The 23,883-nt window shown below is 70.2% G+C and carries 21 protein-coding genes; 12 read left to right on the forward strand and 9 right to left on the reverse strand.

All coding sequences use genetic code 11. The features are described from left to right. The first annotated feature begins 7 nt into the window (after positions 1-7). Entirely contained in the window at positions 8-1,075 is a 1,068-nt protein-coding gene (locus ACV530_RS14240; protein WP_494332776.1) for an alpha/beta hydrolase, read from the forward strand. A gap of 10 nt (positions 1,076-1,085) precedes the next feature. On the opposite strand, the gene ACV530_RS14245 is transcribed toward ACV530_RS14240, so the two are convergent. Beyond that, on the reverse strand, positions 1,086-2,282 hold the full coding sequence (locus ACV530_RS14245; protein ID WP_494332777.1) for an alpha/beta hydrolase: 1,197 nt from the start codon (positions 2,280-2,282) through the stop codon (positions 1,086-1,088). 284 nt (positions 2,283-2,566) lie between these two features. Between ACV530_RS14245 and ACV530_RS14250 the strand changes: the two genes are divergently transcribed. After that, entirely contained in the window at positions 2,567-3,934 is a 1,368-nt protein-coding gene (locus tag ACV530_RS14250; protein ID WP_494332778.1) for a carotenoid oxygenase family protein, read from the forward strand. Between the two features lie 105 nt (positions 3,935-4,039). Continuing rightward, on the forward strand, positions 4,040-5,074 hold the full coding sequence (locus ACV530_RS14255) for a vWA domain-containing protein (protein WP_494332779.1): 1,035 nt from the start codon (positions 4,040-4,042) through the stop codon (positions 5,072-5,074). On the opposite strand, the gene ACV530_RS14260 is transcribed toward ACV530_RS14255, so the two are convergent. The 4 genes from ACV530_RS14260 to ACV530_RS14275 all read right to left on the reverse strand — a co-directional run bounded on the left by ACV530_RS14260 (position 5,016) and on the right by ACV530_RS14275 (position 7,936). Continuing rightward, positions 5,016-6,089 carry a sensor histidine kinase gene (locus ACV530_RS14260; RefSeq protein WP_494332780.1) on the reverse strand — a complete coding sequence of 358 codons (1,074 nt, stop codon included), beginning with the start codon at positions 6,087-6,089 and terminating at the stop codon, positions 5,016-5,018. The genes ACV530_RS14255 and ACV530_RS14260 overlap by 59 nt on opposite strands. Beyond that, positions 6,086-6,739 carry a response regulator transcription factor gene (locus ACV530_RS14265; protein ID WP_494332781.1) on the reverse strand — a complete coding sequence of 218 codons (654 nt, stop codon included), beginning with the start codon at positions 6,737-6,739 and terminating at the stop codon, positions 6,086-6,088. Before ACV530_RS14265 ends, ACV530_RS14260 begins: the two co-directional genes overlap by 4 nt. 84 nt (positions 6,740-6,823) lie before the next feature. Next, positions 6,824-7,276 (reverse strand): hypothetical protein, encoded by a 453-nt coding sequence (locus ACV530_RS14270; protein WP_494332782.1) that lies wholly within the window; start codon positions 7,274-7,276, stop codon positions 6,824-6,826. Between the two features lie 81 nt (positions 7,277-7,357). Continuing rightward, complete coding sequence (locus ACV530_RS14275) at positions 7,358-7,936, reverse strand: Uma2 family endonuclease (RefSeq protein ID WP_494332783.1); 579 nt, start codon at positions 7,934-7,936, stop codon at positions 7,358-7,360. Positions 7,937-8,292: 356 nt separating this feature from the next. Between ACV530_RS14275 and ACV530_RS14280 the strand changes: the two genes are divergently transcribed. The 4 genes from ACV530_RS14280 to ACV530_RS14295 all read left to right on the forward strand — a co-directional run bounded on the left by ACV530_RS14280 (position 8,293) and on the right by ACV530_RS14295 (position 11,128). Beyond that, positions 8,293-8,529: a hypothetical protein gene (locus ACV530_RS14280; protein WP_494332784.1), complete on the forward strand. Its 237-nt coding sequence runs from the start codon at positions 8,293-8,295 to the stop codon at positions 8,527-8,529. Next, entirely contained in the window at positions 8,517-8,774 is a 258-nt protein-coding gene (locus tag ACV530_RS14285) for a DUF7848 domain-containing protein (RefSeq protein ID WP_494332785.1), read from the forward strand. The genes ACV530_RS14280 and ACV530_RS14285 overlap by 13 nt, the downstream gene beginning before the upstream one ends. 108 nt (positions 8,775-8,882) lie before the next feature. Beyond that, positions 8,883-10,610 (forward strand): methionine--tRNA ligase, encoded by a 1,728-nt coding sequence (metG, locus tag ACV530_RS14290; protein ID WP_494332786.1) that lies wholly within the window; start codon positions 8,883-8,885, stop codon positions 10,608-10,610. Positions 10,611-10,786: 176 nt separating this feature from the next. After that, positions 10,787-11,128: a DNA-binding response regulator gene (locus ACV530_RS14295; protein ID WP_494332787.1), complete on the forward strand. Its 342-nt coding sequence runs from the start codon at positions 10,787-10,789 to the stop codon at positions 11,126-11,128. Between the two features lie 52 nt (positions 11,129-11,180). Here ACV530_RS14295 and aspS read toward each other — a convergent pair whose 3' ends face one another. Next, positions 11,181-12,968, reverse strand: a complete 1,788-nt coding sequence (gene aspS, locus ACV530_RS14300) for an aspartate--tRNA ligase (RefSeq protein ID WP_494332788.1) — start codon at positions 12,966-12,968, stop codon at positions 11,181-11,183. A gap of 115 nt (positions 12,969-13,083) precedes the next feature. On the opposite strand from aspS, the gene ACV530_RS14305 reads away from it, so the two are divergent. Beyond that, positions 13,084-15,207: an ATP-binding SpoIIE family protein phosphatase gene (locus ACV530_RS14305; protein ID WP_494332789.1), complete on the forward strand. Its 2,124-nt coding sequence runs from the start codon at positions 13,084-13,086 to the stop codon at positions 15,205-15,207. On the opposite strand, the gene ACV530_RS14310 is transcribed toward ACV530_RS14305, so the two are convergent. Next, positions 15,208-16,164 carry a pirin family protein gene (locus ACV530_RS14310; RefSeq protein WP_494332790.1) on the reverse strand — a complete coding sequence of 319 codons (957 nt, stop codon included), beginning with the start codon at positions 16,162-16,164 and terminating at the stop codon, positions 15,208-15,210. 97 nt (positions 16,165-16,261) lie between these two features. On the opposite strand from ACV530_RS14310, the gene ACV530_RS14315 reads away from it, so the two are divergent. Then, positions 16,262-17,182 (forward strand): trypsin-like serine peptidase, encoded by a 921-nt coding sequence (locus ACV530_RS14315; protein ID WP_494332791.1) that lies wholly within the window; start codon positions 16,262-16,264, stop codon positions 17,180-17,182. A gap of 322 nt (positions 17,183-17,504) precedes the next feature. Here ACV530_RS14315 and ACV530_RS14320 read toward each other — a convergent pair whose 3' ends face one another. Then, positions 17,505-17,960: an SseB family protein gene (locus tag ACV530_RS14320; RefSeq protein WP_494332792.1), complete on the reverse strand. Its 456-nt coding sequence runs from the start codon at positions 17,958-17,960 to the stop codon at positions 17,505-17,507. A 132-nt stretch (positions 17,961-18,092) separates the two neighbouring features. Between ACV530_RS14320 and ACV530_RS14325 the strand changes: the two genes are divergently transcribed. The 3 genes from ACV530_RS14325 (at position 18,093) to ACV530_RS14335 (ending at position 22,008) form a co-directional block, all read left to right on the forward strand. Further along, complete coding sequence (locus ACV530_RS14325; RefSeq protein ID WP_494332793.1) at positions 18,093-19,919, forward strand: acyl-CoA dehydrogenase; 1,827 nt, start codon at positions 18,093-18,095, stop codon at positions 19,917-19,919. Between the two features lie 125 nt (positions 19,920-20,044). Beyond that, positions 20,045-21,334 (forward strand): M18 family aminopeptidase, encoded by a 1,290-nt coding sequence (locus ACV530_RS14330; protein WP_494332794.1) that lies wholly within the window; start codon positions 20,045-20,047, stop codon positions 21,332-21,334. A 68-nt stretch (positions 21,335-21,402) separates the two neighbouring features. Further along, the gene (locus tag ACV530_RS14335; RefSeq protein ID WP_494332795.1) at positions 21,403-22,008 is read left to right on the forward strand and encodes a DUF4232 domain-containing protein; all 606 of its coding nucleotides are present in this window, start codon (positions 21,403-21,405) and stop codon (positions 22,006-22,008) included. Here ACV530_RS14335 and ACV530_RS14340 read toward each other — a convergent pair. Beyond that, positions 22,005-23,816, reverse strand: a complete 1,812-nt coding sequence (locus ACV530_RS14340; protein WP_494332796.1) for an NHL domain-containing thioredoxin family protein — start codon at positions 23,814-23,816, stop codon at positions 22,005-22,007. The genes ACV530_RS14335 and ACV530_RS14340 overlap by 4 nt on opposite strands. Between the last annotated feature and the right edge of the window lie 67 nt (positions 23,817-23,883).

Raw genomic sequence — 23,883 nt, forward strand, 5'->3', positions numbered from 1 at the left:
CAGCGGGATGACTCTCAGCCTCACCGGCACCGTTTTCTTCACCCTGCTGATCGTGGTGACCGTGCTGGCCGTCCTGGCCACCCTGCTGCTCTGGGCGAGGATCCCGGGCCCGGCAGTGGTGCGCTGGCTGGGGCGGATCGTCCTGATCGGGCTGTGCCAGGCCACCGCGATCTGTGCGGTGGCCGTGTGGATCAACACCAGTTACGGGCTCTACGCCTCCTGGGACGACCTGCTCGGCACGAACGGCGACACCGGTCCCGTCTCGATGCCCGGCCCGCCGGTGCAGCGCGCCAAGTTCACCCGGGCCGACAACGGCCTGCGGGAGACCTACTTCCACGGTTCCAAGTCGGCGCTCTCCGGTCAGGTGATGGTCTGGACCCCGCCGCAGTACGACGACCCCCGCTACCGCCGCACCGCCTTCCCCGTCGTGGTCCTGCTGCACGGCGTGCCGGGCTCGCCGCAGTCGTGGATGGAGCAGGGCAAGATGCCGGGCGCCTACCGGGAGCTGCTGCGGAACGGCACCACGCGCCCGTTCATCCTCGCCGTGCCGATCATCAACCCCGGCGGCGTCGACACCGACTGCTCCGACCTCAACGGCCGCAAGGTCGCCACCTGGCTCGCGTCGGACGTGCCCGAGCTCGTACGGCACCACTTCCGCACCGCCGCCGAGCCCAAGGCCTGGGGGCTGCTCGGCATTTCCACCGGGGGCTTCTGCGCGGCGAAGCTGCCGCTGCAGTACCCCAAGGTGTTCGGGGCCGGCGCCGCGCTCGACCCCGACCCGCTCAACGGCGACGGCGGCGCGATCCTCGACCAGGAGCAGCGCAAGCACAACAGCCCCACCTGGCTGGTGCGCCACACGGATGCCGATGTGGCGCTCTTCCTCGCCACATCGCGGCAGGACCGCGACAGCCCGCCCCGGTACATCGAGGACTTCCAGCGGGAGTCCTCGGGGAGCCATGTCCGGCTCAAGACGATGCTGCTCGACCGGGGCGGGCACAACTACCGCACCTGGGTCACGCTCTACCCGGCCGCGTTCGCCTGGCTGGGCGAACAATTGACGGGCGGCCCCAGATAAGCGGACGGGGTCAGTTCTTCTTCTTGGCGTTGTCCTGGACGTCCTGCGGGAAGGTCAGCTGGCGGCTCATCCACTCCATGGCCGGGGCGATTTCGCGGCGCCAGGTCGTGAAGTGGTGGCTGCCCTCGGGCAGGATGATCGACGCGGCCTTCATCGGCTCCTTGACGGCCTTGAGGAATTTCTCGGTCTCGCCGTAGTTCTTCTCACCGTTCCGGCTGCTGGTGACGAGCACGGAAACGCGCGGCGCCGGCATGTTCTCCAGGCGCCAGATCAGGTCGTGCTCCTGCTTGCGCTTCTTTCCCTCGTCACCGTGGCCGAAGAGATTGCCGGTGGCGATGTCGTTGCCGAGCTTGTAGTCGCCGGAGAGGGCCGCGGCGGCGGTGTAGACGCCGGGCGCGCGCATCGTGAGCTCCAGGGAACAGGTCCCGCCGGAGGAATAGCCCATCACGCCCCACGCCGTGGGGTCGTGGCCCACGCGGTAGGCGCTGCGGAGCGCCTCGGGCAGGTCCTTGGTGAAGAAGGTCTCGGCCTGCGGCCCGTCCGGCACGTCGACGCACTCGGTGTCGCGGGGCGGGGCGATGGTGGGCGAGACCATCACGATGATGGTCGGCCGCATCTTGTTGTCCGCCAGCAGGTTGTTGGCCGTCTGCGGCACCTGGAGGTGCTGGGAGAGGTTCTTCCGGCCGCCCGGGTAGCCACTGATCACCACCATCACGGGGAAGCGCGCGCGCACGTACTGCTTCTGGAAGTACTGCGGCGGCAGATAGACGTAGGCCGGGTTGAGGGCCTGCGAGCGCTTGCCCGCGATGCGCACCGAGTCGACCCGGCCGACCTTGTCCTCCGGCCCCTTCGGGAGGCCGCCGCGGCCCAGGCCCTCGTCGCCGGTCGGCTGGACGAGCCCGTCCTTGACCTCGTTGACCGTGGCGAGCGAGCCGCTCGGCGGGCCGGCCTCGTTGACGTTTACCGGCGCCTTGTCGACCCGGCCGAGCAGCTGGTTCCAGGTGCCGAAGAAACCGAGGCTGGAGTTGACCGCCAGCAGCACCGTGACAATGATCATCAGCTGGGTCATCAGGATCGCGCCCAGCCGGCCCAGCACGTTCAGCACCCCGCCCTTGGCCAGGCGCGGCCATACCCACACCATGAGCACCACGCACAGCACAGCGGCGAATCCCACCGTGTACACCAGTGACCTGCTGGTCAGGCCCATGTGCTTCTCACTCCCTGCCCCGCAGTGGGTACTCATGTTCGGTCGGGCAACGGTCACCGATTAAGAGGCCGGAAAGGGCGGTCAGGGTTGCCCTGGTCTCTTTTCTTCCCCTTCCCTTGTCCTTCCCGTGTCCTGCGCTTCCCCCGCAGTTACCGGCCCGGAAACGGACGCCGAAAGAGTCCTCGAACACCCTTCGCGGTCTGGTCGAACGGATCCTTCCGCCGGATGGTGGTGGAACGGCCGCGCGGCACCGGCCGTTGCACCGGCGGAGGTGGAGGGCACCCATGACCGAGAACCGCACCAAGGAAGACATCAAGGAAGCCAACCCGTACCTCAGCGGCCTCTTCGCTCCCGTCGAGGAAGAGATCACCGCGATCGACCTCCCCGTCACCGGCCGCATTCCCGACGCCCTGCGCGGGCGCTATCTGCGCAACGGACCCAATCCGCTCGACGTGGAGGACCCGGCGGCCTACATCTGGTTCGGCGGCGAGGGCATGGTGCACGGCGTGCGGCTGCGCGACGGGCGCGCCGCCTGGTACCGCAACCGCTGGGTGCGCTCCGACGCGGTGGCCCGGCAGCTCGGCGAGAAGGTGCTGCACGGGCCGCGCCACCTGGACCTGGACTTCGCGCCGAACACCCACGTCCAGCGGTTCGCCGGGCACCTGCTCACGCTCGTCGAGGGCGGCTCCCTGCCGTACGAGCTGGACGCCGAGCTCCACACCATCGGCCCGTTCGACTTCCACGGCACGCTGCCCGGCGGGTTCGCCGCGCACACGATCATCGATCCGGCCACCGGCGAGCTGCACGCGGTCGCCTACTGCCCGGTGCTGCCGTATGTGCAGTACCTCGTCGCCGGCCTCGACGGCCGCATCCGGCACCGGGTGGACATCCCCGTCCAGGGGCCGCCGATGATGCACGACTTCTCGCTCACCGAGCACCACGTGCTGCTCTACGACCACCCCGTGGTGTTCGCGCAGCGGCCCTCCGGCTTCTCCTTCGGCTGGGACCCGGAGCACCGGCCCCGGCTCGGGGTGCTGCCCCGCTCCGGGGGCGCGGCGGACGTGCGCTGGCTGGAGATCGACCCCTGCTTCGTGTTCCATCCCATGAACGCCTATGAGCGGGACGGCGTGATCACGATCCATCTCGCGCGCTACGAGCGGGCGTTCGACGGCACCCGTACCTCCGGCCTCGACAAGCACCCCGCGTTCCTCGAGCGCTGGACGGTCGACCTCGCCCGCGGGACGGTGCGGCGGGCGCAACTGGACGACCGCGTCATGGAGTTCCCGCGCACCGACGAGCGCCGCCTGACCGGGTACCACCGCTACGGCTACGCCCTGCACGAGCCGGTGGGCGAGGACAAGATCGGGTTCGGCATCGGGCTGGTCAAGTACGACCTGGAGCGCGGCACGAGCGAGGAGTTCGCCGTGGGGCCCGGCGGCGACATCGGCGAGGGCGTGTTCGTACCCGCCTCGCCCGACGCGGCGGAGGACGACGGCTGGCTGCTGGCCTACGCCTACGACCCGGAGCGCGCGGCCACGGACCTGCTCGTGCTCCCCGCCCAGGACCTCGCGGCCGGGCCGGTCGCCCGGATCCATCTGCCGGTGCGGGTGCCGCTCGGCGCGCACGGCAACTGGATCCCGGATCTCGAGTAACACTCGATTCCAGGGCCTGTGCTTGACGAAGCGTTAGGGATAACCTTGCCGCACCCGCACCACAGGACATTTCGCTCATTCAGCAATAGACAAGGACTTTTCCCTATGGGCATTCGCAGCCTGCTGCGGAACGCTTTCCTCGGCCGCTCCAAGGCAGCCGCGCCCGCCGAACCGAACCTGCCCCAGCAGAACGCGGGCCCCGCCCCGGCCTCCGTACCCGCCCAACCCACAGGCGAACGCCTCCCCGACCCCGGCCCCCTCGGCCCGATCCCCACCCCCGTGCCCCCGGTCCGTCCCGGGGTGCCCGAGCCGGTCCCCGGGCCCGGGCCGGAGCCCGAGCCGTCGCCGGAGCCCTCGCCGCACCCGGTCCCCGAACCGGAGCCCGCTCCCGTGCCGGAGCCCGAGCCGTCCCCCGCGGGCGGAGCCGCGATCAGCCTGGAGAAGGTGCAGCGCGAGGCGCCCGGCCTGGTCAGCCTCTACAAGGCGGCGGGCGTCTCGCTGCGCAAGCAGGGCCTCGCCGGGCAGCGCGCCGCCGTCTACCTCGTGCTCGACCGCTCCGGCTCCATGCGCGAGTACTACAAGAACGGCAGCGTCCAGAAGCTCGCCGAGCAGGTGCTCGGCCTCTCCGCCAACCTCGACGACGACGGCACCGTCCCCGTCGTCTTCTTCTCCACGGACATCGACGGCGTCGCCGAGCTCGACCTCACCCGCTACGCCGGACGCATCCAGGAACTCCACGATTCCTACGGCCACATGGGCCGCACCAACTACCACCTCGCGATGAGGGCCGTCATCGAGCACTACCAGAGCTGCGGTGCCACCGACCCGGCCTATGTGCTCTTCCAGACCGACGGCGGGCCCTACAGCAAGTCCGAGGCCGAGAAGGCGCTGTGCGAGGCGTCGAAGCTGCCGATCTTCTGGCAGTTCGTGGCCTTCGGCAACCCCGGGAGCAAGGGCTTCGACTTCCTCCGCAAGCTGGAGACGCTGCCCGTCCCCGACAAGCGCGTCGTCGACAACGCCGGCTTCTTCCACGCGGGCCTCACACCGGACGCGATCCCCGACGACCAGCTCTACAAAGAGCTCATGGCCGCGTTCCCGGCCTGGCTCGACGCGGCGCGGACGGCCGGAATCGTCCGCTAGCCGGACTCTTCCCCGCCGCGTTTTTTACAAGCGTCACAGCGATCCGAAGGCCGCCTTCCGCCCGGGGGGCGGCCTTCACCGTGCCGCCGTGGGCGCGCGCGATGGAGCGGACGATCGACAGCCCGAGCCCCGCGCCGCCGCCCAGCCGCTCCCGGCCCTGCCCCCGCCGGAACGGCTCGAACAGCGCGTCCACGTCCCCGGGTTCGACGACGGGACCGGAGTTGGCCACGCTCAGCCGCCCGCCCCCGACGGTCACCTCGACCCACCCGCCCGGATGGTTGTAGCCAACGGCGTTGCGCAACAGATTCCCCGCCAACTGCGCCAGCAGCACCCGGTTGCCGGCCATCGGGGAGGGCGCGGTGTGCACGGTGATCCGTACACCCTCGCGCGTCGCCCGGGCGGCGATCGCCGCGACCTCCTCCGCCACGACCTCCGCGAGGTCGACCGGTGTGCGCTGCTCCAGCCCGCGTTCACTGCTCGCGAGCACGAGCAGCCCGTCGATCAGCCGCTCCGACTTCCGGTTGGTCTCGAGCAGCATGGCCTTCGTACGGGCCAACTCCTCGGCGGACGGCTGCCCTTCGAGGCCCACCTGGATCGCCGCGCGCTGCGTCGCGAGCGGGGTGCGCAGCTCGTGCGACGCGTTGGCGATGAAGCGCCGCTGGCTGTCGAACGCCCCCTGCACCGGGCTGAGGAACCGGCCCGCCGTCCACCAGCCGACCCCGACGGCGAGCAGCGCGGTGGCGAGCACCGCCCCCGCCGACCACATGACCAGCTCCTGCGAGGCCGCCGTGCTGACGTCCCCGGACACGCGGTAGACCGCCGTCTCGTTCACCAGGTGGGCCGGTTCCAACTGCTCCATCGGCACGGCGCTGCGCGCGATCGTCGCGGCCCGCTCGCGGGTGCTCTCCCGCGCCAGGACGTTCACGGTGACCAGCAGAACCGTCCCCAGGACGAGGAAGATGGCGCCGAACGCGAAGGCGATGCGCGTCCGCGCGGTGAGCACGGGCCGTTTCACAGCTGATACCCCACGCCCTGCACCGTACGGATCAGCGGCGGCTCGCCCAGCTTGCCGCGCAGCTTGCTCATCGCCACCCGGACCGCCCCGGTGAACGGGTCCGCGTGCGCGTCCCACGCGCGCTCCAGCAGTTCCTCTGCGGACACGACCGCGCCGTCCGCCTCCAGCAGGATCTGCAGCAGCGAGAACTCCTTCGGGGAGAGATCGAGTTCGCGCCCGTCCCGGCTCGCTTTCCGGCGCACGGTGTCCAGGCTCAGCCCGTCGCGCTCCAGCAGCGGCGGCGAGGGCCGCGCACTGCGGCGGCGCAGGGCGCGCACGCGCGAGATCAGCTCGGGGAACTCGAACGGCTTGGGCAGGTAGTCGTCCGCCCCGAGGTCCAGCCCGGCGACCCGGTCCTCCATGCTGCTCGCCGCGGTGAGCATCAGGATCCGGGTCCGCGACCCGGAGGCGACAAGGCTGCGCGTCACGTCGTCGCCATGGACGCGGGGCAGATCGCGATCAAGCACGACGACGTCGTAGTCGTGCAGGCCGAGGTAGGCGAGCGCGGCGTCCCCGCTGTAGACGGTGTCCACGGCGAATCCCGCCCTGCGCAGGCCGGTGGCCACGAGCTCGGCCAGTATCTCCTCGTCCTCGGCGACCAGCACGCGCATCGCTCCGCTTCCTCTCGTCCGGGTACGTCCCCCTTCCTTCCAGGATGAGGGGTACCGGATGAGATGTTTCGCCGATGTCTCCCCTCACACCCGGTGACGGCGGTGGTAGGACACGGTGACGGCCGCGAGCAGCGGAGCCCACAGCACCAGCGGCAGATAGACGAACCCGACGGCCACATGCCCGGCCGATGTCATCCCGGGGTGCGAGACGCTCCACCACAGCAGGAACGGCGTCCACAGCGCCGCCAGGACCACGGCCCCGGCAGTCGCCGCGATCACCACGGTCCTCGGCCGTACGAACGACAGCGGCGGCCGCACGAGCACCACCGTCGCCAGCGCCGCCACCTCACTGACCACACTGAGCCCGACGAGATACGCCGCGCCCCCGCCACCACCGACGAGGTCGGCCCGCCCCTGCGCGGTGTACCCGCCGTTCCACCCGCACACGAGGGCCACCCGCCACAGGCCGGACGGCAGGGTGAGGTACGGGATGAGACGGGCGGCCAGAACGGCCCAGCGGGGTGCGGCGGTTGTCATGCGGACGATCCTGCTGCCGGGCGGGACGTGATCCATCGTCCCTCGGTTCCGGCCGGCTCCGCCTCTCGGTGGAGTCCGCGGTCAGCCCGCGTAGTCCTTCAGCTTCTCCGTGTCCAGCACGAACGCGACCGGTCCGGGGATCTCGACAGGAGTGCCGTACGGCCGCGTCGTCAGGCTCGTGTACTCGCCGTCCTTGGGCTCGGAATGGACCGTGACGGCGTTGTGATCGCGGTCGATGAGCAGGTAGACCGGGATGCCCGCTGCCGCGTATCCGCCGCGCTTGTCCACCCGGTCACGCCGGTCGGTGTCCCTGTCGTGCGAAGTGATCTCGACTGCCATCAGCACACCGTCGGGGTCGGCCCAGTCGCCCTGGCCGATGAAGTGCTCCGGCGGCACGAGCACCCCGTCCGGCCGAGCGAAGCCCTTCCGGTAGGCCTCGACCCTCAGCCCCTTCTCCGGGACCAGTTCGAGTTCCGGACGGTGCTCCATGCACCGCTTGAGGAGCCACATGAAAATCGCACTGTGGATACCGTCCGGCACCGGCTTGACCTCGATCTTCCCGTTGATGAACTCCAGCCGGACGGTCTCGGGTGCCGTCCGGGCGATCTGCTCGAACTCCTCTGCACTGACGAGAGGTCGGTCAGCGGTGCTGTGGGTCATGGCGTCGCCTCCTTCCCTCCATGGTGCCCCGGTGTCCGGGGGCGCGTCGTGTACCGCAGTCATGCGATTCCTTCCGTGTGCGGGCGGCCTTCTTCACGGAAGCTAGAGGCCCGCCACAGAACGTCGCAAATTGACCACACAACGCGACCACCCTTGTGGTATAGGGCAGTTGAGACACACGCCCCGATGCGGCGTGATGATCACCCCACAACCCAGGCGGAGACCAAGGGAATTGACCGGTCCGGGCGCCGCCCCGTTCGCTACCGGCGGCCACCCCTTGCCCAGCGGTTCACACCCTACGCTCCGTATCCACCCGATCGCCGATCAGAACGCTGCCAAGTGGGCATCGTAGGACTGTGAACGATGAATTTCCTCCGCGCGCTCAGGCCGCACCGGCCGTTCCGGCCCTCGGCAGCTATGTCATCGACACCCGCACCGGTCGGCTCGGCCAAGTCATGGACACCCACGCCGGTTACGTACAGCTACGACCACCCCGCGGCGGCATCGAGTGGTACTGCCCGCCCGCCGCCGTGCAGCCCGTACCGGATGGCGACGGCGAGCCCGCCGGGGCCGAGGGCAGGTGGGGTCAGTGAGCCCGCGCCGCGTGTTCCGGTTCGGGACGTGGACGCTTCAGCCCGACCGGGAGCCGGACGCCGAGCCGGTCACGTACGCGATGCAATGCGCGGTGTGCGGGGAGGGATCGGAGCCCGGGGAGGACTTCGCGGCGGCGGAGAAGTGGACGTTCCGGCACGCGGGGCACAATCCCTCGCACCACACCTACCGGGAGACGGTCGTACGGCCCTGGCGGGCCTGGATGACACGCCCCCGGGAGGCATGAACACCGAAACAAATGCCGCGCGGCTGCCCCCTGGTACTCGGATACGCTAAAGGTGCCTGACGCATCCGGGCACCATCACTCCGAGCATCGACCAGGGAGCAGCCGGCAATGGCTCGTCACCTCATCACCAGCGCCCTTCCGTACATCAACGGGATCAAGCACCTGGGCAACATGGTGGGGTCAATGCTCCCGGCCGATGTGTACGCGCGCTTCCTGCGGCAGACCGGCCGCGAGGCCCTCTACATCTGCGCCACCGACGAGCACGGCACCCCCGCCGAGCTGGCCGCGAAGGAAGCGGGCCTGCCGGTGGACGCGTACTGCGCCCAGCAGCACGAGGCGCAGAAGGCGATCTACGAAGGATTCAGCCTCTCGTTCGACTACTTCGGCCGCAGCTCGTCCACGGAGAACCGCGAGATCACGCAGCACTTCGCGCGCAAGCTGCAGGAGAACGGGTTCATCGAGGAGCGGGCGATCCGCCAGGTGTACTCGCTCGCGGACGAGCGCTTCCTGCCCGACCGCTACATCGTCGGCACCTGCCCGCACTGCGGCTACGACAAGGCGCGCGGCGACCAGTGCGAGAACTGCACGCGCGTGCTGGACCCGACGGACCTGATCGACGCCCGTTCCGCGATCAGCGGCAGCAGCGAGCTCGAGGTCCGCGAGACCAAGCACCTGTTCCTGCTCCAGTCGAAGCTCCAGGGCGAGGTCGAGTCCTGGATCGACGAGCACGGCAAGGACTGGCCGATCCTGGCCTCCTCCATCGCCCGCAAGTGGCTGACCGAGGGCCTGCACGACCGTGCGATCACCCGTGACCTGGACTGGGGCGTGCCGGTCCCGGCGGACACCTGGCCGGAGCTGGCGGCCGAGGGCAAGGTCTTCTACGTCTGGTTCGACGCCCCGGTCGAGTACCTGGGCGCCACCAAGGAGTGGGCGGACCAGGACCCGGAGAACCGCGACTGGAAGTCGTGGTGGTACGAGGCGGAGGACGTCCGCTACACGCAGTTCATGGGCAAGGACAACGTCCCGTTCCACACGGTGATGTTCCCCGCGACCCAGCTCGGCACCCGCGAGCCCTGGAAGAAGGTCGACTACGTCAAGGCCTTCAACTGGCTGAACTACTACGGCGGCAAGTTCTCCACCTCCCAGCGGCGCGGTGTCTTCACCGGCGACGCCCTGGAGTTGCTGCCCGCCGACTACTGGCGCTACTTCATGATGGCCAACGCCCCCGAGTCGGACGACACGTCGTTCACCTGGGAGCTCTTCGCCTCCTCCGTGAACAAGGACCTCGCCGACACCCTCGGCAACTTCGTCAACCGCGTGCTGTCCTTCTCGCGCAAGCGCTTCGGCGACAACGTCCCGGCCGGCAGCGAGGCCGGTGCGGCCGAGGCGGAGCTGGGCGAGGAGATCGCGCGGCTGCTCGGGGAGTACGAGGAGCACATGGAGGAGCTCCAGTTCCGCAAGGCCGCGCAGGCGCTGCGCGCGCTGTGGAGCGCGGGCAACTCCTACCTCGAGACCAAGGCTCCCTGGCTCGAGATCAAGACCAACCCGGACGGTGCCGCGCTGACGCTGCGCACCGCCATGAACCTGATCCACTTCTACTCGGTGATCTCCGAGCCGTTCATCCCGGCCTCCGCGGCCGCGATGCGGTCGGCGTTCACGCTGGCCGACACTGCGCCCGATCAAACGCGTGCGACGTGGGTGACCGTCGACGAGGCGCGCTCGCTGTCCTTCGTGCCGGAGGGCACGCCGTTCACGGTGCCGCCGGTGCTCTTCGCGAAGATCACGGAGGAGGACCTGGAGTCCTACCGTGAGCGCTTCGGCGCCGCCGAGGCCTGATCCTGTACGACAGACCAAGGGCCCGGAACCGTACGGCGGTTCCGGGCCCTTGGTCATGGCGTTGATCGATCGGCAATCGTTCGTTCAGCACGGTCCGCGACGCTTTCCTTGTCGGCTCACGGGGGAAGCGAAGGAAGAAGACCAGACCAGTGTTGGACAAGCGCATCACGGTAAGCGTGCACACCACCGACGAGGTCGGCCGGGCCAGACTCGTCCGCCGGCTGCGGGGGCTGGACGACCTCCGCGTCGTCCGCGAGGACGCCGCTGTCGAGATCCTCCTCCTGGGGCGGCACGACCACGACACCCTCCGCCGCCGGGCCCGGGAGAGCTGGGCACCCCTGGTGGTGGTTGCCGAGGAGCTGGGTGAGATCGAGCTGATGGCGATCCGGGAGTACGGGGTGCGGACGGTGCTCTGGGGGGAGCGCCTCACGCCCCGGCGGCTGTCCCGTGCCGTGCACGACGCGGCGGGCTGCTGTCCGAGACCGGTGCAGCCGGTCCACCTGAAGGCTCTGGTGTGAATGCCGAAGGGCCCGGAGCGTTGACGCTCCGGGCCCTTCGGCATTGACGCGACTACTTGGTCGGCTTGTACGGCGTGGCCTTCGCCGGGCCCTTGTACACGCTGAGGTGCAGCTCCTTCAGGCGCGCGTCCTCGACCTCGCTCGGGGCGCCCATCAGCAGGTCCTGCGCGTTGCCGTTGAGCGGGAAGGCGATCGTCTCGCGGATGTTGGGCTCGTCGGCCAGCAGCATCACGATGCGGTCGACGCCCGGGGCGATGCCGCCGTGCGGCGGGGCGCCGAACTTGAACGCGCGGAGCATGCCGCCGAACTCACGCTCGACGTCGTCCTTCGAGTAACCGGCGATCTCGAACGCCTTGTACATGACGTCCGGCTCGTGGTTCCGGATGGCGCCGGAGGACAGCTCGGTGCCGTTGCAGACGATGTCGTACTGCCAGGCGAGGATGTCCAGCGGGTCCATGGTGTTCAGGGCCTCGAGGCCGCCCTGGGGCATGGAGAACGGGTTGTGCGAGAACTCGACCTGACCGGTGTCCTCGTTCTTCTCGAACATCGGGAAGTCGACGATCCAGCAGAACCGGAAGACGTTCTCCTCGAACTGGCCGGCGCGCTTGGCGGCCTCGACGCGGACCGCGCCCATGATCTTGGAGACCTCGTCGAACTCGCCCGCGCCGAAGAAGACGGCGTGGCCGGGCTTCAGGCCCAGGCGCTCGGCGAGAGCCTTGACGTTCTCCTCGGTGAGGAACTTGGCGATCGGGCCGGTGAGAGCGTTCTCCTCGCCCACACGCACCCAGGCCAGGCCCTTGGCGCCCTGCTCCACCGCGAACTCGCCGAGCCCGTCGAAGAACTTGCGCGGCTGGTCCTGGACGGACGGCACGGCGAGCGCACGGACGTGCTTGCCGGCGAACGCCTTGAACTCCGAGCCCGCGAAGACGTCGGAGACGTCCGCCAGCTCCAGCTTGGCGCGCAGGTCCGGCTTGTCGGAGCCGTACTTGAGCATCGCCTCGCGGAACGGGATGCGCGGGAAGGGCGAGGTGACGTGGCGGCCGCCGCCGAACTCCTCGAAGAGCTCGGTCATGACCTTCTCGATCACCTGGAAGACGTCCTCCTGCTCGACGAAGGACATCTCCATGTCGAGCTGGTAGAACTCGCCCGGCGAACGGTCGGCACGGGCGTCCTCGTCGCGGAAGCAGGGCGCGATCTGGAAGTAGCGGTCGAAGCCCGCGATCATCAGCAGCTGCTTGAACTGCTGCGGCGCCTGCGGCAGGGCGTAGAACTTGCCCGCGTGCAGCCGGGAGGGCACCAGGAAGTCGCGCGCGCCCTCGGGGGAGGTGGCGGACAGGATCGGGGTGGCCAGCTCGTTGAAGCCGAGCGCGGTCATCTTCTGCCGCATGGCGGAGATGACGGCGGAGCGCAGCAGGATGTTGCGGTGCATGCGCTCGCGGCGCAGGTCGAGGAAGCGGTACTCCAGACGGCGCTCCTCGTTCACCCCGTCCTCGGCGTTGATGGTGAAGGGGATCTGGTCGGCGGCGCCCAGCACCTCCACCTCGGTGACCTCGACCTCGATCTCACCCGTGGGGAGGTCGGGGTTGACGTTCTCGGTGCCGCGGCTCATCACCTTGCCGTCGACGCGGACGACGGTCTCCTTGGTGAGGTGGCTCAGCGCCTCGTTCGCCGGGGTGCCGGGACGGGCGACGAGCTGGACCAGACCGTGGTGGTCACGGAGATCGATGAAGAGGATGCCGCCCAGGTCGCGCCGATTGTGCAGCCAGCCGCTCAGTCGCACGTCGGTGTCGACGTCCGCCGCACGGAGCTCGCCGCAGGTGTGGGACCGGTAACGATGCATCGTTCATCCAAGTCGTGATCGAAGGCGTTGATAGCGTGCATACAGCACTGGGCAAGGGTACTGCCCCACCCGCCTTCGGTGGTCTGCATTACATAGACCTGCATAAAGTGGGGCAATGCGCACCGAGGATGTACTGGCCGCCGTCGCGACGGGACTGTGGCAGTGGGACAACGCCTCGGGCATCGTCACCTTCGACGCCGAGGCCGCCCGTCTTCTGGGTCTGCCCGCGGAGCGCGTCGAGCTGACCGAGTCGGGCGTACGGGCCCGGTTCCACGCCGTCGACTGGGTGGAGATCCAGGGCATCATCAGCCTCGCCGCGGCCGAGGGCACGCTCGCCGAGGCCCGGCTGCGCGTGGTCGACGAGGCGGGCCGGGTGCTGCGCACCGTCCGCAGCCGCACCAAGCCGATCGGCCAGGGCGACGGGTATGTGCTCGTCGGCATCCTCGAGGAGGTCCCGCAACCGCAGCAGGGCACCGCACCGGCCCGTCCCGCGGCCGTCACCGGCGACTGGCGGCGCAACCGCGAGGCGTTCCTGCTGGACGCGGGCCGGGCGCTGGCCGAGGCGCGGTCGACGGCCGAGGTGCTGCGGGTGGCGGCGGGCCTGTCGATGCCCGGTTTCGAACCGTCGGCGCTGGCGGTCTACGGGTCCGCGGGCGGCCGGCTGACGATGCTCGGCCAGCACGGCTACGGCCCGGACGACCTGGAGGCGTTCCTCGACCTGCCGCTGGACTCCCGCCACCCCGCCGCCGAGGTCGTCCGCACGGGCCGCGCGATCTACATCCCCTCCCCCGCGGACTACGAGCGCCGCTTCCCGGAGGTGTGGCGGCTCGTCGCCCGGTTCCGCCGCCGGGCCTGGGCGTTCCTGCCGCTGATCAACGCGGGCCAGACGGTCGGCGCGTGGATGGCGGGTTTCAGCGTCCCGGTGAGCTTCACGCCCGACGAGCGCTCGGTGCTGACCACCGTGGCCCGCATGCTCGCCCAGGCGCTGAGCCGGGCCAGCGACCACGAGGCGGAGAAGGAGCTGTCGGTCGGCCTCCAGCGCTCGATGATGCCGACCGTGCAGCCGGACATCCCCGGGATGTCGGTGGCCGCGCGCTATGTGCCGACGGGCGGCGGCCTCCAGGTCGGCGGCGACTGGTACGACATGATCCCGCTGCCCAACGGCAAGACCGCCCTGGTCATCGGGGATGTGCAGGGCCATGACGTGCTGGCCGCCGGGCTGATGGGGCAGCTGCGGATCGCCCTGCGGGCGTACGCCTCCGAGGGCCACCACCCCGACGCGGTCCTCTCGCGTGCCTCGCGCTTCCTCGCGGGCATCAACGGCACCCGTCCCGACGACGTGGACCTGCGCTTCGCCACCTGCCTGTACACCGAGGTGGACCCCGCCACCGGGCTGCTCGTCATCGCCCGTGCCGGGCACCCCGATCCGGCGATCCGGCTGAGCGACGGCACGATGCTCGTCCGGTCCACGGCGGGCGGGCTGCCGCTGGGCATCGACCCCGATACCGACTACCCGGTCACGCGGCTCGTCCTCGAGCCCGGCGAGACGATGATGGTCTGCACCGACGGGCTCATCGAGACCGGCGGCCACGACCTGGAGACCGGCTGGAACCGGCTGCGGGAGATCATCGAGGGCCATCCGACGGCGGAGGCCGAGGAGGACGGCGACGGCCTGGAGCGGCTCGCGGACGCGCTCGTGCAGGGCGTGCACGGCCCGTCCTCGCACTACACCACCGGCCCGCTGGCCGACCGGCGCGAGGACGACATCGCCGTGCTGCTGCTGCACCGCGAAGCCGTGGGCGCGGCCGGCGCCCCGCCGCGGCGTACGGTCATGTCCATCGCCCAGGCCGAGCCGGAGCGCATCGCGGAGGCCCGGCAGCAGGTGCGCGAGCTGATGCACGACTGGCCGGACGAGGACCAGGTCGACTCGGCGGCGCTGATGGTCTCCGAGATGGTCACCAATGTGCTGGTGCACACGGACGGCGACGCGCTGCTGATGGCGGCGATATCCGGGGAGTGCGGCAACCGCTGCGTCCGCGTCGACGTCGCCGACAGCAGCGACGAACTGCCGCACCGGCGGCACCCGGGGGAGATGGCCTCCTCCGGGCGCGGCCTGGTGCTGATGGAACTGCTCGCCGGGGCGTGGGGGGTCGAGCCCCAGGGCGAGGGCAAGAACATCTGGTTCGAGCTCTACGAGGCGGCTTCGCCGGTGCACGCCGACCTGGAGTCGATCACCTAGTTACGCAGCATCCGCGGGGATCGTGCCGAGGCGGCCCGCCTTGAAGTCCTCGAAGGCCTGCGCCAGTTCGGCGTGGGTGTTCATCACGAACGGGCCGTAGTGCATCATCGGCTCGCGGATCGGCCGCCCGCCCAGCAGCACGAACTCGAAGTTCGGGCTGCGCGACTCCTGCGCCGCGTCCGCCCGCACGGTGAGCGCGTCCCCGTTGCCGAAGACGACGGACTGGCCCGACCGGAACGGCCGTCCCTGCTCGCCCGCCGTGCCGTGCCCGGACAGGGCGTAGGCGAGGGCGTTGAAGTCGGACCGCCAGGGGAGCGTGAGCTCCGCGCCGGGGCTGAGTGACACGTGCGTCATCGTGATGGGGGTGTGGGTGACACCCGGCCCCTGGTGGCCCTCTATGGACCCTGCGATCAGACGTACCAGCGCCCCGCCGTCGGGGGACGTCAGCAGCGTGACGTTGCCGCCGCCGATGTCCTGGTAGCGGGGGGCCATCATCTTGTCGCTCTTCGGCAGGTTCACCCACAGCTGGAGGCCGTGGAAGAGCCCGCCGCTGACGACCAGCGCCTCGGGCGGCGTCTCGATGTGCAGGATGCCGGAGCCCGCCGTCATCCACTGGGTGTCGCCGCCGGAGATGGTGCCGCCACCGCCGTGCGAGTCCCGGTGGGTCATGATCCCGTCGATCATGTACGTGACGGTCTCGAAGCCGCGGTGCGGGTGCCAGGGGGTGCCGACCGGCTCTCCGGGCGCGTACTCCACCTCACCCATCTGGTCCATCATGATGAACGGGTCGAGGTACTTGTAATCGATCCCCGCGAAGGCGCGGTGCACGGGGAAGCCCTCGCCCTCGAACCCGGTCGGGGCTGTGGCGACGTGCAGCACGGGCCGCTGCCGGGCGTCCGCCGCCGGAGCGGCGATGCGGGGCAGGGTCAGCGGGTTCTCGACGGTCACTGCGGGCATGTCGGCCTCCTCGGGTCGTTACGCCTTCAAATTTAGTTGAAGGGTGAACAACCTGCAAGGGGGCCGCATTCCCGCGCCGATGCTGGACACTTGATCAATGCGCATGAAAGTGACCCTGGTCGTCTCGGTGGTGGTCCTGGCCGTCGTCGGCCTGCTGGTGGCCACGAGGGGTGCGGCCACGGACGCGCCTCTTGCGACGGGCGAGTCCTCCGGTCACTACCGGGAGCCGGCCGATCTGGGCGACAAGGCCGCGCAGGTCATGCGCTCGACGGTGCGGGGGGCTCCCGCGCCGCCGCGTCCCGTCGAGGCGCGGCGCTCGGACCGCGACGCGGACCGTACGGACCCGCTTCCGGCGTCCGCGCCACTCGAGGCGAAGGAGATGCCGCCCTCGTCCGCGATCGGCCCGCTCTTCTACACCGGCTCGGACGACGATCCGGGGCACGGGTGCACGGCGAGCGTCGTGCACAGCCCGGGCGGTGACCTGCTGGTCACCGCCGCGCACTGCGTCTACTCGGACGGCTTCCGTACGGATCTCGCGTTCGCGCCCGGCTACCGGGCCGGGTCGGCGCCGTACGGGGTGTGGGTGCCGACGTCCATCGACGTCGACCCCGAGTGGATCTCGGACCGGGACGAGGCACATGACGTGGCGTTCCTGCGGGTGCGCAAGGCGGGTGCGAACGTCCCCGTCGAGAAGGTGACGGGCGCCGAGCGGATCGCCTTCCGCCCGGAGGCGAACCGCCCGGCCCGGGTGCTCGGCTACCCCAGCGACAGCGAGACGCCCCTCGGCTGCCAGAACACGACGAAGCTCTACAGCTCCAGCCAGCTGCAGTTCGACTGCCAGGGCCTGCCCAGCGGCACGAGCGGCAGCCCGATCCTGACGGACGTCGACCCGGCCACGGGCCTCGGCACGATCAACGGCGTCCTCGGCGGCAAGGACGAGGGCGGCGACGACGAGACGTCGTACAGCTCCTATTTCGGGGACGGAGTGCGGGCGCTCTACGAGCGGGCGGTGGGGTAGGGGGTGCCTGTGCCCCGGTCCCGCCCTTTCGCCGTTTCCTGGGGCTGCGCCCCAGACCCCGCTTATCGCGGCTCCGCCGCTCGTCCTCAAACGCCGGACGGGCTGGAGAGTGCCGGGCCGGGCTGGACAGTCCGGCTCACGCCGAAAATCCAGCGCGGGCGCGAAAGTTCAGCCCGCCCGGCGTTTGAGGGCACCGCGCGGAGCGCGGTCCGGGGGCCAGGGGGCGCAGCCCCCAGGGGGTCCGGGGCGGAGCCCCGCCACGCGGCGGAGCCGCATGATCGGCACAGCGGGAAGGGGCGGGGTGGGGGAAGGAACCCAACCCTCAGCCGTACATCCTCCGCATCGCGAAATCCACCATCTGCTCGACCGCCTTCGCGTCGAACACCATCCGGTGCTCCCCCTCCATGTCGAGGGCGAAGCCATACCCCGTCGGCAGCAGGTCGATCACCTCCGCCCCCGTGATCACGAAGTACTTCGACTCCTTCCCCGCGTACCGCCGCAGCTCCTTCAGCGTGGTGAACATCGGGATCACCGGATGCTGCGTGTTGTGCAGCGCGAGGAAGCCGGGGTTCTCGCCGCGCGGGCAGTACACCTTCGAGTTGGCGAAGATGACCTGGAAGTCCTCCGGGGACATGGACCCTGTCGTGAAAGCCCGTACCGCGTCGGTGAGCGACGGAGGCGACGGCTCGGGATAGAGCGGCTGCTCGGCATACCCGCCGGGCTGCTGCGGCGGGGGCGCGTAGCCCTGCTGTCCCACGTTCTGGTCGTAGCCGTACATGGGCCAAAGCGTAACCAGTCACAGTTGGCCCAACAGGGGTTGCGCCTTATTACCGGTGGGTAGCATCATGCAGCTTACTGACCGGTACGCACAGAGGCTCGCCCTCACGTCACCCCTTACGGAGCCGTAGTCATGGGCCACTACAAGTCGAATCTCCGCGATGTCGAGTTCAACCTCTTCGAGGTGCTCGGCCGCGACACGGTGTACGGCACCGGCCCGTTCGCGGAGATGGACGTCGAGACCGCCAAGACCGTGCTGTCGGAGATGGCCCGACTCGGGGAGAACGAGCTCGCCGCCTCGTACGCCGACACCGACCGCAACCCGCCGGTCTTCGACCCCGAGACCAACACCGCCCCGATTCCGGACACCTTCAAGAAGAGCTACCGCGCCTACATGGACGCCGAGTGGTGGCGCCTCGGCATCCCGGAGGGCATCGGCGGCACCTTCGCCCCCCGCTCCCTCCTGTGGGCATACGCGGAGAGCATCCTCGGCTCCAACCCCGCGATCTGGATGTACTCCTCCGGCCCGGCCTTCGCCGGCGTCATGTACGAGGAGGGCACCGAGCAGCAGAAGCACATCGCGAAGCTCGCGACGGAGAAGGAGTGGGGCTCGACCATGGTCCTCACCGAGCCGGACGCCGGCTCGGACGTGGGTGCCGGCCGCACCAAGGCCGTCAAGCAGGAGGACGGCTCCTGGCACATCGACGGCGTGAAGCGCTTCATCACCTCGGGTGAGCACGACATGGCCGAGAACATCATCCACTACGTGCTGGCCCGCCCCGAGGGCCACGGCCCGGGCACCAAGGGCCTGTCCCTCTTCATGGTCCCGAAGTACGAGTTCGACTTCGAGACCGGCGAACTGGGCGACCGCAACGGCGTCTACGCCACCAACGTCGAGCACAAGATGGGCCTGAAGGCCTCCAACACCTGCGAGATGACCTTCGGCGCCAAGCACCCCGCCAAGGGCTGGCTCATCGGCGAGAAGCACGACGGCATCCGCCAGATGTTCCGCATCATCGAGTTCGCCCGCATGATGGTCGGCACGAAGGCGATCGCCACCCTCTCCACCGGCTACCTCAACGCGCTGGAGTACGCCAAGGAGCGCGTCCAGGGCCCGGACCTGGCCGCCTTCACGGACAAGACCGCGCCCAAGGTCACCATCACGCACCACCCCGACGTGCGCCGCTCGCTGATGACGCAGAAGGCGTACGCGGAGGGCATGCGCTCGCTCGTCCTCTACACCGCCACCGTCCAGGACAAGATCCAGGTCGCGGAGGCGGCGGGCGAGGACACCAAGCTCCTCAACAGCCTCAACGACCTCCTCCTGCCCATCGTCAAGGGCTACGGCTCCGAGAAGTCCTACGAGCAACTCGCCCAGTCCCTGCAGACGTTCGGCGGCTCCGGCTACCTGCAGGAGTACCCGGTCGAGCAGTACATCCGCGACGCGAAGATCGACACCCTCTACGAGGGCACGACCGCGATCCAGGGCCAGGACTTCTTCTTCCGCAAGATCGTCCGTGACCAGGGCCAGGCGCTGACCGTCCTCTCCGAGGAGATCAAGAAGTTCCTCGCGGAGGCCCCCGGCGGCGAGGACCTCTCCGTCGCCCGCGACCAGCTCGCCAAGGCCGCCGTCGACCTCGAGGGCATCGTCGGCGCCATGCTCACCGACCTCGCCGCCACCGAGAAGGACGTCAAGTCCATCTACAAGGTCGGCCTCAACACCACGCGCCTGCTGATGGCTTCGGGCGACGTCGTCGTCGGCTACCTGCTGCTCAAGGGCGCGGCCGTGGCCGCCGAGAAGCTCCCGAACGCCTCCGCCAAGGACAAGGCGTTCTACGCGGGCAAGATCGCGGCGGCGAAGTTCTTCGCCCACAACGTCCTGCCGGGCGTCGCATTCGAGCGCGGTCTCGCCGAGTCGGTGGACCAGTCGCTGATGGAGCTGGACGAGGCGGCCTTCTAAAGCTGTCCCCGTCCGCGCGCGGCCCGCTCCGAGGGGGGAGCGGGCTTCCGCGTTTCCAGGCATCCGCGTTTCCGGGCTTCCCTATTCCCGGGTGCCTTTCGGCCACGGTCCTTATCCTGGAAGTCATGAGCTCAGCGCACCGCTTCGACCGCGGCCACACCGACGACATGATGTCCTACCTCGCGGCGAGCCCCTCGCCGTACCACGCAGTGGCGAACGCCGCCGAGCGGCTGGAGAAGGCGGGTTTCCGCCAGCTCGCCGAGACCGACACCTGGGACGCGTCGACGGGCGGCAAGTACGTGCTGCGCGGCGGCGCGATCATCGCCTGGTACGTGCCGGAGGGCGCGACCCCGGCCACCCCCTTCCGCGTCATCGGTGCGCACACCGACTCCCCCAACCTGCGCGTCAAGCCGGTGCCCGACACCGGTGCGCAGGGCTGGCGCCAGGTCGCGGTGGAGATCTACGGCGGCACGCTGCTCAACACCTGGCTCGACCGCGACCTCGGCCTCTCGGGCCGCGTCACCCTCCGCGACGGCAGCAACCGCCTGGTCAACGTAGACCGGCCGCTGCTGCGCGTGCCCCAGCTCGCGATCCACCTCGACCGCGGTGTCAACGAGGGGCTCAAGCTCGACAAGCAGCGCCACATGACGCCGATTTGGGGCGTGGGCAAGGTCGAGGAGGGCGACCTGATCCGCTTCGTCGCCGAGGAGACCGGTGTCGACGCCGGGGAGATCACCGGCTGGGACCTGATGGTCCACAGCGTCGAGGCGCCCGCCTACCTGGGCCGCGACCGCGAGCTCGTGGCCGGCCCGCGCATGGACAACCTCCTTTCCGTGCACGCCGGTACGGCCGCGCTCGCCGCCGCGGTGACCGGCGAGCAGCTGCCGTACATCCCCGTGCTGGCGGCGTTCGACCACGAGGAGAACGGCAGCCAGTCCGACACCGGCGCCGAGGGCCCGCTGCTCGGCAACGTCCTGGAGCGCTCCGTCTTCGCCCGCGGCGGTACGTACGAGGACAAGGCCCGCGCCCTCGCCGGCACCGTCTGTCTGTCCTCCGACACGGGCCACGCCGTGCACCCCAACTACGCGGACCGGCACGAGCCCGGCCACCACCCGATGCCCAACGGCGGCCCGCTGCTCAAGACCAACGTCAACCAGCGGTACGCGACCGACGGCTCCGGACGGGCCGTCTTCGCCGCCGCCTGCGAGCGTGCGGGTGTGCCCGTCCAGCACTTCGTCTCGAACAACGCCGTGCCCTGCGGCACGACGATCGGTCCCATCACGGCCGCCCGGCACGGCATCACCACCGTGGACATCGGCGTCGCGATCCTGTCCATGCACTCCGCCCGCGAACTGTGCGGCGCGGACGACCCGTGGCAGCTCGCCGCGGCGCTGGCCGCGTTCCTGGAGGGTTGACGCGACGGTTCCCCCGGACTGCGGCATGATCCTGCCGTAGGAACCGCACACTCCCACCGGGGGAACCCATGACCACCCGCACCCTGCGGACTGCCGCCGCCGCGCTCACCGCCGTGGCAGCCCTGACCCTCACCGCCTGTGGCGGCGGCGGCAGTTCGGACAGCAAGGCCGACAAGGCCGACGACCAGGCCGCCGCCGCCCAGGCCGACGGCGGCGACGAAGGCGAGAACAGCGCCGACAAGGGCGCGACCAAGGGCGACGCCTGCGCCCCGTCCGACCTCAAGCTCGAGGCCCGGGCGGTCAAGTCCCCCGACCGTCACCTGCTGCTCGTGGCCACCGCCAAGAAGGCCTGCATCGCCTACGGCTTCCCCTTCATCCGCTTCGACCAGGACCAGGCCACCGCCGCCTCGGTCGACGAGAGCAAGCCGCAGAAGCCGGTGCACCTCGCGGCCGGCAAGTCCGCGTACGCGAGCGTCCAGACGTCCGCCACCGACGGCTCCGGCGGCAAGGGCCGCGACGCCAAGCAGCTCTCCGTCGCGCTCCAGGCCGAGGGCGGCGACCCGGTCGAGGGCGGCGAGACGCAGCCCGGCCTGCCGTCGGGCAACGTCCACATCGACGACTCCGCCCGTACGACCTACTGGCAGGACAGCGAGGCCGCCGCACTCAAGTTCTAGGCGTCCAGCCCGGCGAGCACGAGGGGAAGGCGATCCCTGCCGCTGGGCACGACCCGCACCGGAACTCCCCAGTCCTGCTGGTGCATATGGCAGGCCGGGTACTCGTTGTCCGGGTCGTCGTCGCAGGACGCCGCCATCGCGGAAACGTGCAGCACGCCCTCGCCGGCCCCCTCCGCGAGGACCAGCTCGCGGCTCAGCTCCGTCCCCGTGCCCGCGCCCTCCGCGAGGAGGCCGGGCGGGGTGGAGCTGACCAGCAGCCGCGTGGACGGGCCGTAGCGCGTGTCCAGCTTCTGCCCCGCCGGCGCCTGGAAGACGACATCCAGCAGCAGCCGCCCGGGGGCGACCTCGGTCGCCTCCCGCTGCGTACGGTGCGCCACCGACTCGACCTTGACGGCCTCCTCCGGCAGCCGCAGCCGCGTCAGCCGGTGCCGCGCCGACTCGACGACCACGATGTCGTCCCCGGCGAGCACCGCGCCCGACGGCTCCCGCAGGTCCGTGGCGAGCGTCGTCACCTCGTCCGTCGCCGGGTCGTAGCGCCGCAGCGCGTGGTTGTACGTGTCCGCGACGGCCACCGACCCGTCGGGCAGCGCGGTGACACCCAACGGGTGCTGGAACAACGCCTGTTCGGCGGCCCCGTCCCGGTGCCCGAAGTCGAACAGCCCGGTGCCGACGGCCGTACGGACCGCGAAGCCGTCGCCATCACGCTCGACGTACCGCAGCGCCGACGTCTCGGAGTCGGCGATCCACAGCCGGTCGGCGGTCGCGGCCAGCCCGGACGGCTGCGCGAACCAGGCCTCGGCGGCAGGCCCGTCGACGAGCCCCTCGTTGGTCGTCCCGGCGGCCACCGCGACTGTCGCCGTCGCCGGGTCGTACGTCCACAGCTGATGCACACCCGCCATGGCGATCCAGACCCGGTCCGCGAACCACGCCACGTCCCAGGGCGAGGACAGCGACACCTCGCGGGCCGGCCCGGACGTCGGCTGCCCCTGCCACCACTGCTTGCCGGTACCGGCCACGGTCTCGACCTCGCCGGTGGCCGGGTCGTACGTGCGGAGTGCGTGGTTGACCGTGTCCGCGACGATCACCTTGCCGTCCGGCAGGAGCGCGAGCCCCTGCGGCTCGCTGAAGCGGTCCGGCCCGAAGCCGCGTTCGCCGGTGCCGATGCGCCGGACGACGCTCTCGCCGTCCGCCGCGATCTCGACGAGCTGGTGCCGAGTGGTGTCCGAGACGAGGAAGCCCCCGTCCGGCAGAGCAACGGCCTTGCCGGGGAAGCGGAGATCGGTGGCCTCCGGCTCCGGCGCCACGTACGGCCCGTCTCCGCGCCGCAGCGTCCCCTTCGCCTCGTGCTCGGCCTCCAGCTCGCCGATCAGCGTCTCGAGCGCGTGCGCATGGCCCTCGCCCGCGTGCTGGGCCACGACATAGCCCTCCGGGTCGATCACGACGAGCGTCGGCCAGGCACGGACGGCGTACTGCTTCCAGGTGGCGAGGGCGGGATCGTCGAGGACGGGGTGGTGCACCTCGTACCGCTCGACGGCGTCGACGACGGCCTGGTGCTCGGCCTCGTGCACGAACTTCGGCGAGTGGACGCCGATGATCACCGTCGTGTCGCGGTGCTTCTCCTCGAGCTCTCGCAACTCGTCAAGAACGTGCAGGCAGTTCACACAGCAGAAGGTCCAGAAATCCAGGATCACGCACTTACCGCGCAGGTCCATGAGCGACAGCTGCTCACCGCCGGTATTCAGCCACCCTCCCTCGCCGATCAGCTCGGGGGCACGGACACGGGGGCGGCGGGGCGCGACGTCGTTCATGCATCAAGGGTGCCATCCCCGCATGAATGGGGGATCACGACGGCGCGACGGCCCGATCGGGCCAGGC

This window comes from Streptomyces sp. SX-6 (genome assembly GCF_059089585.1).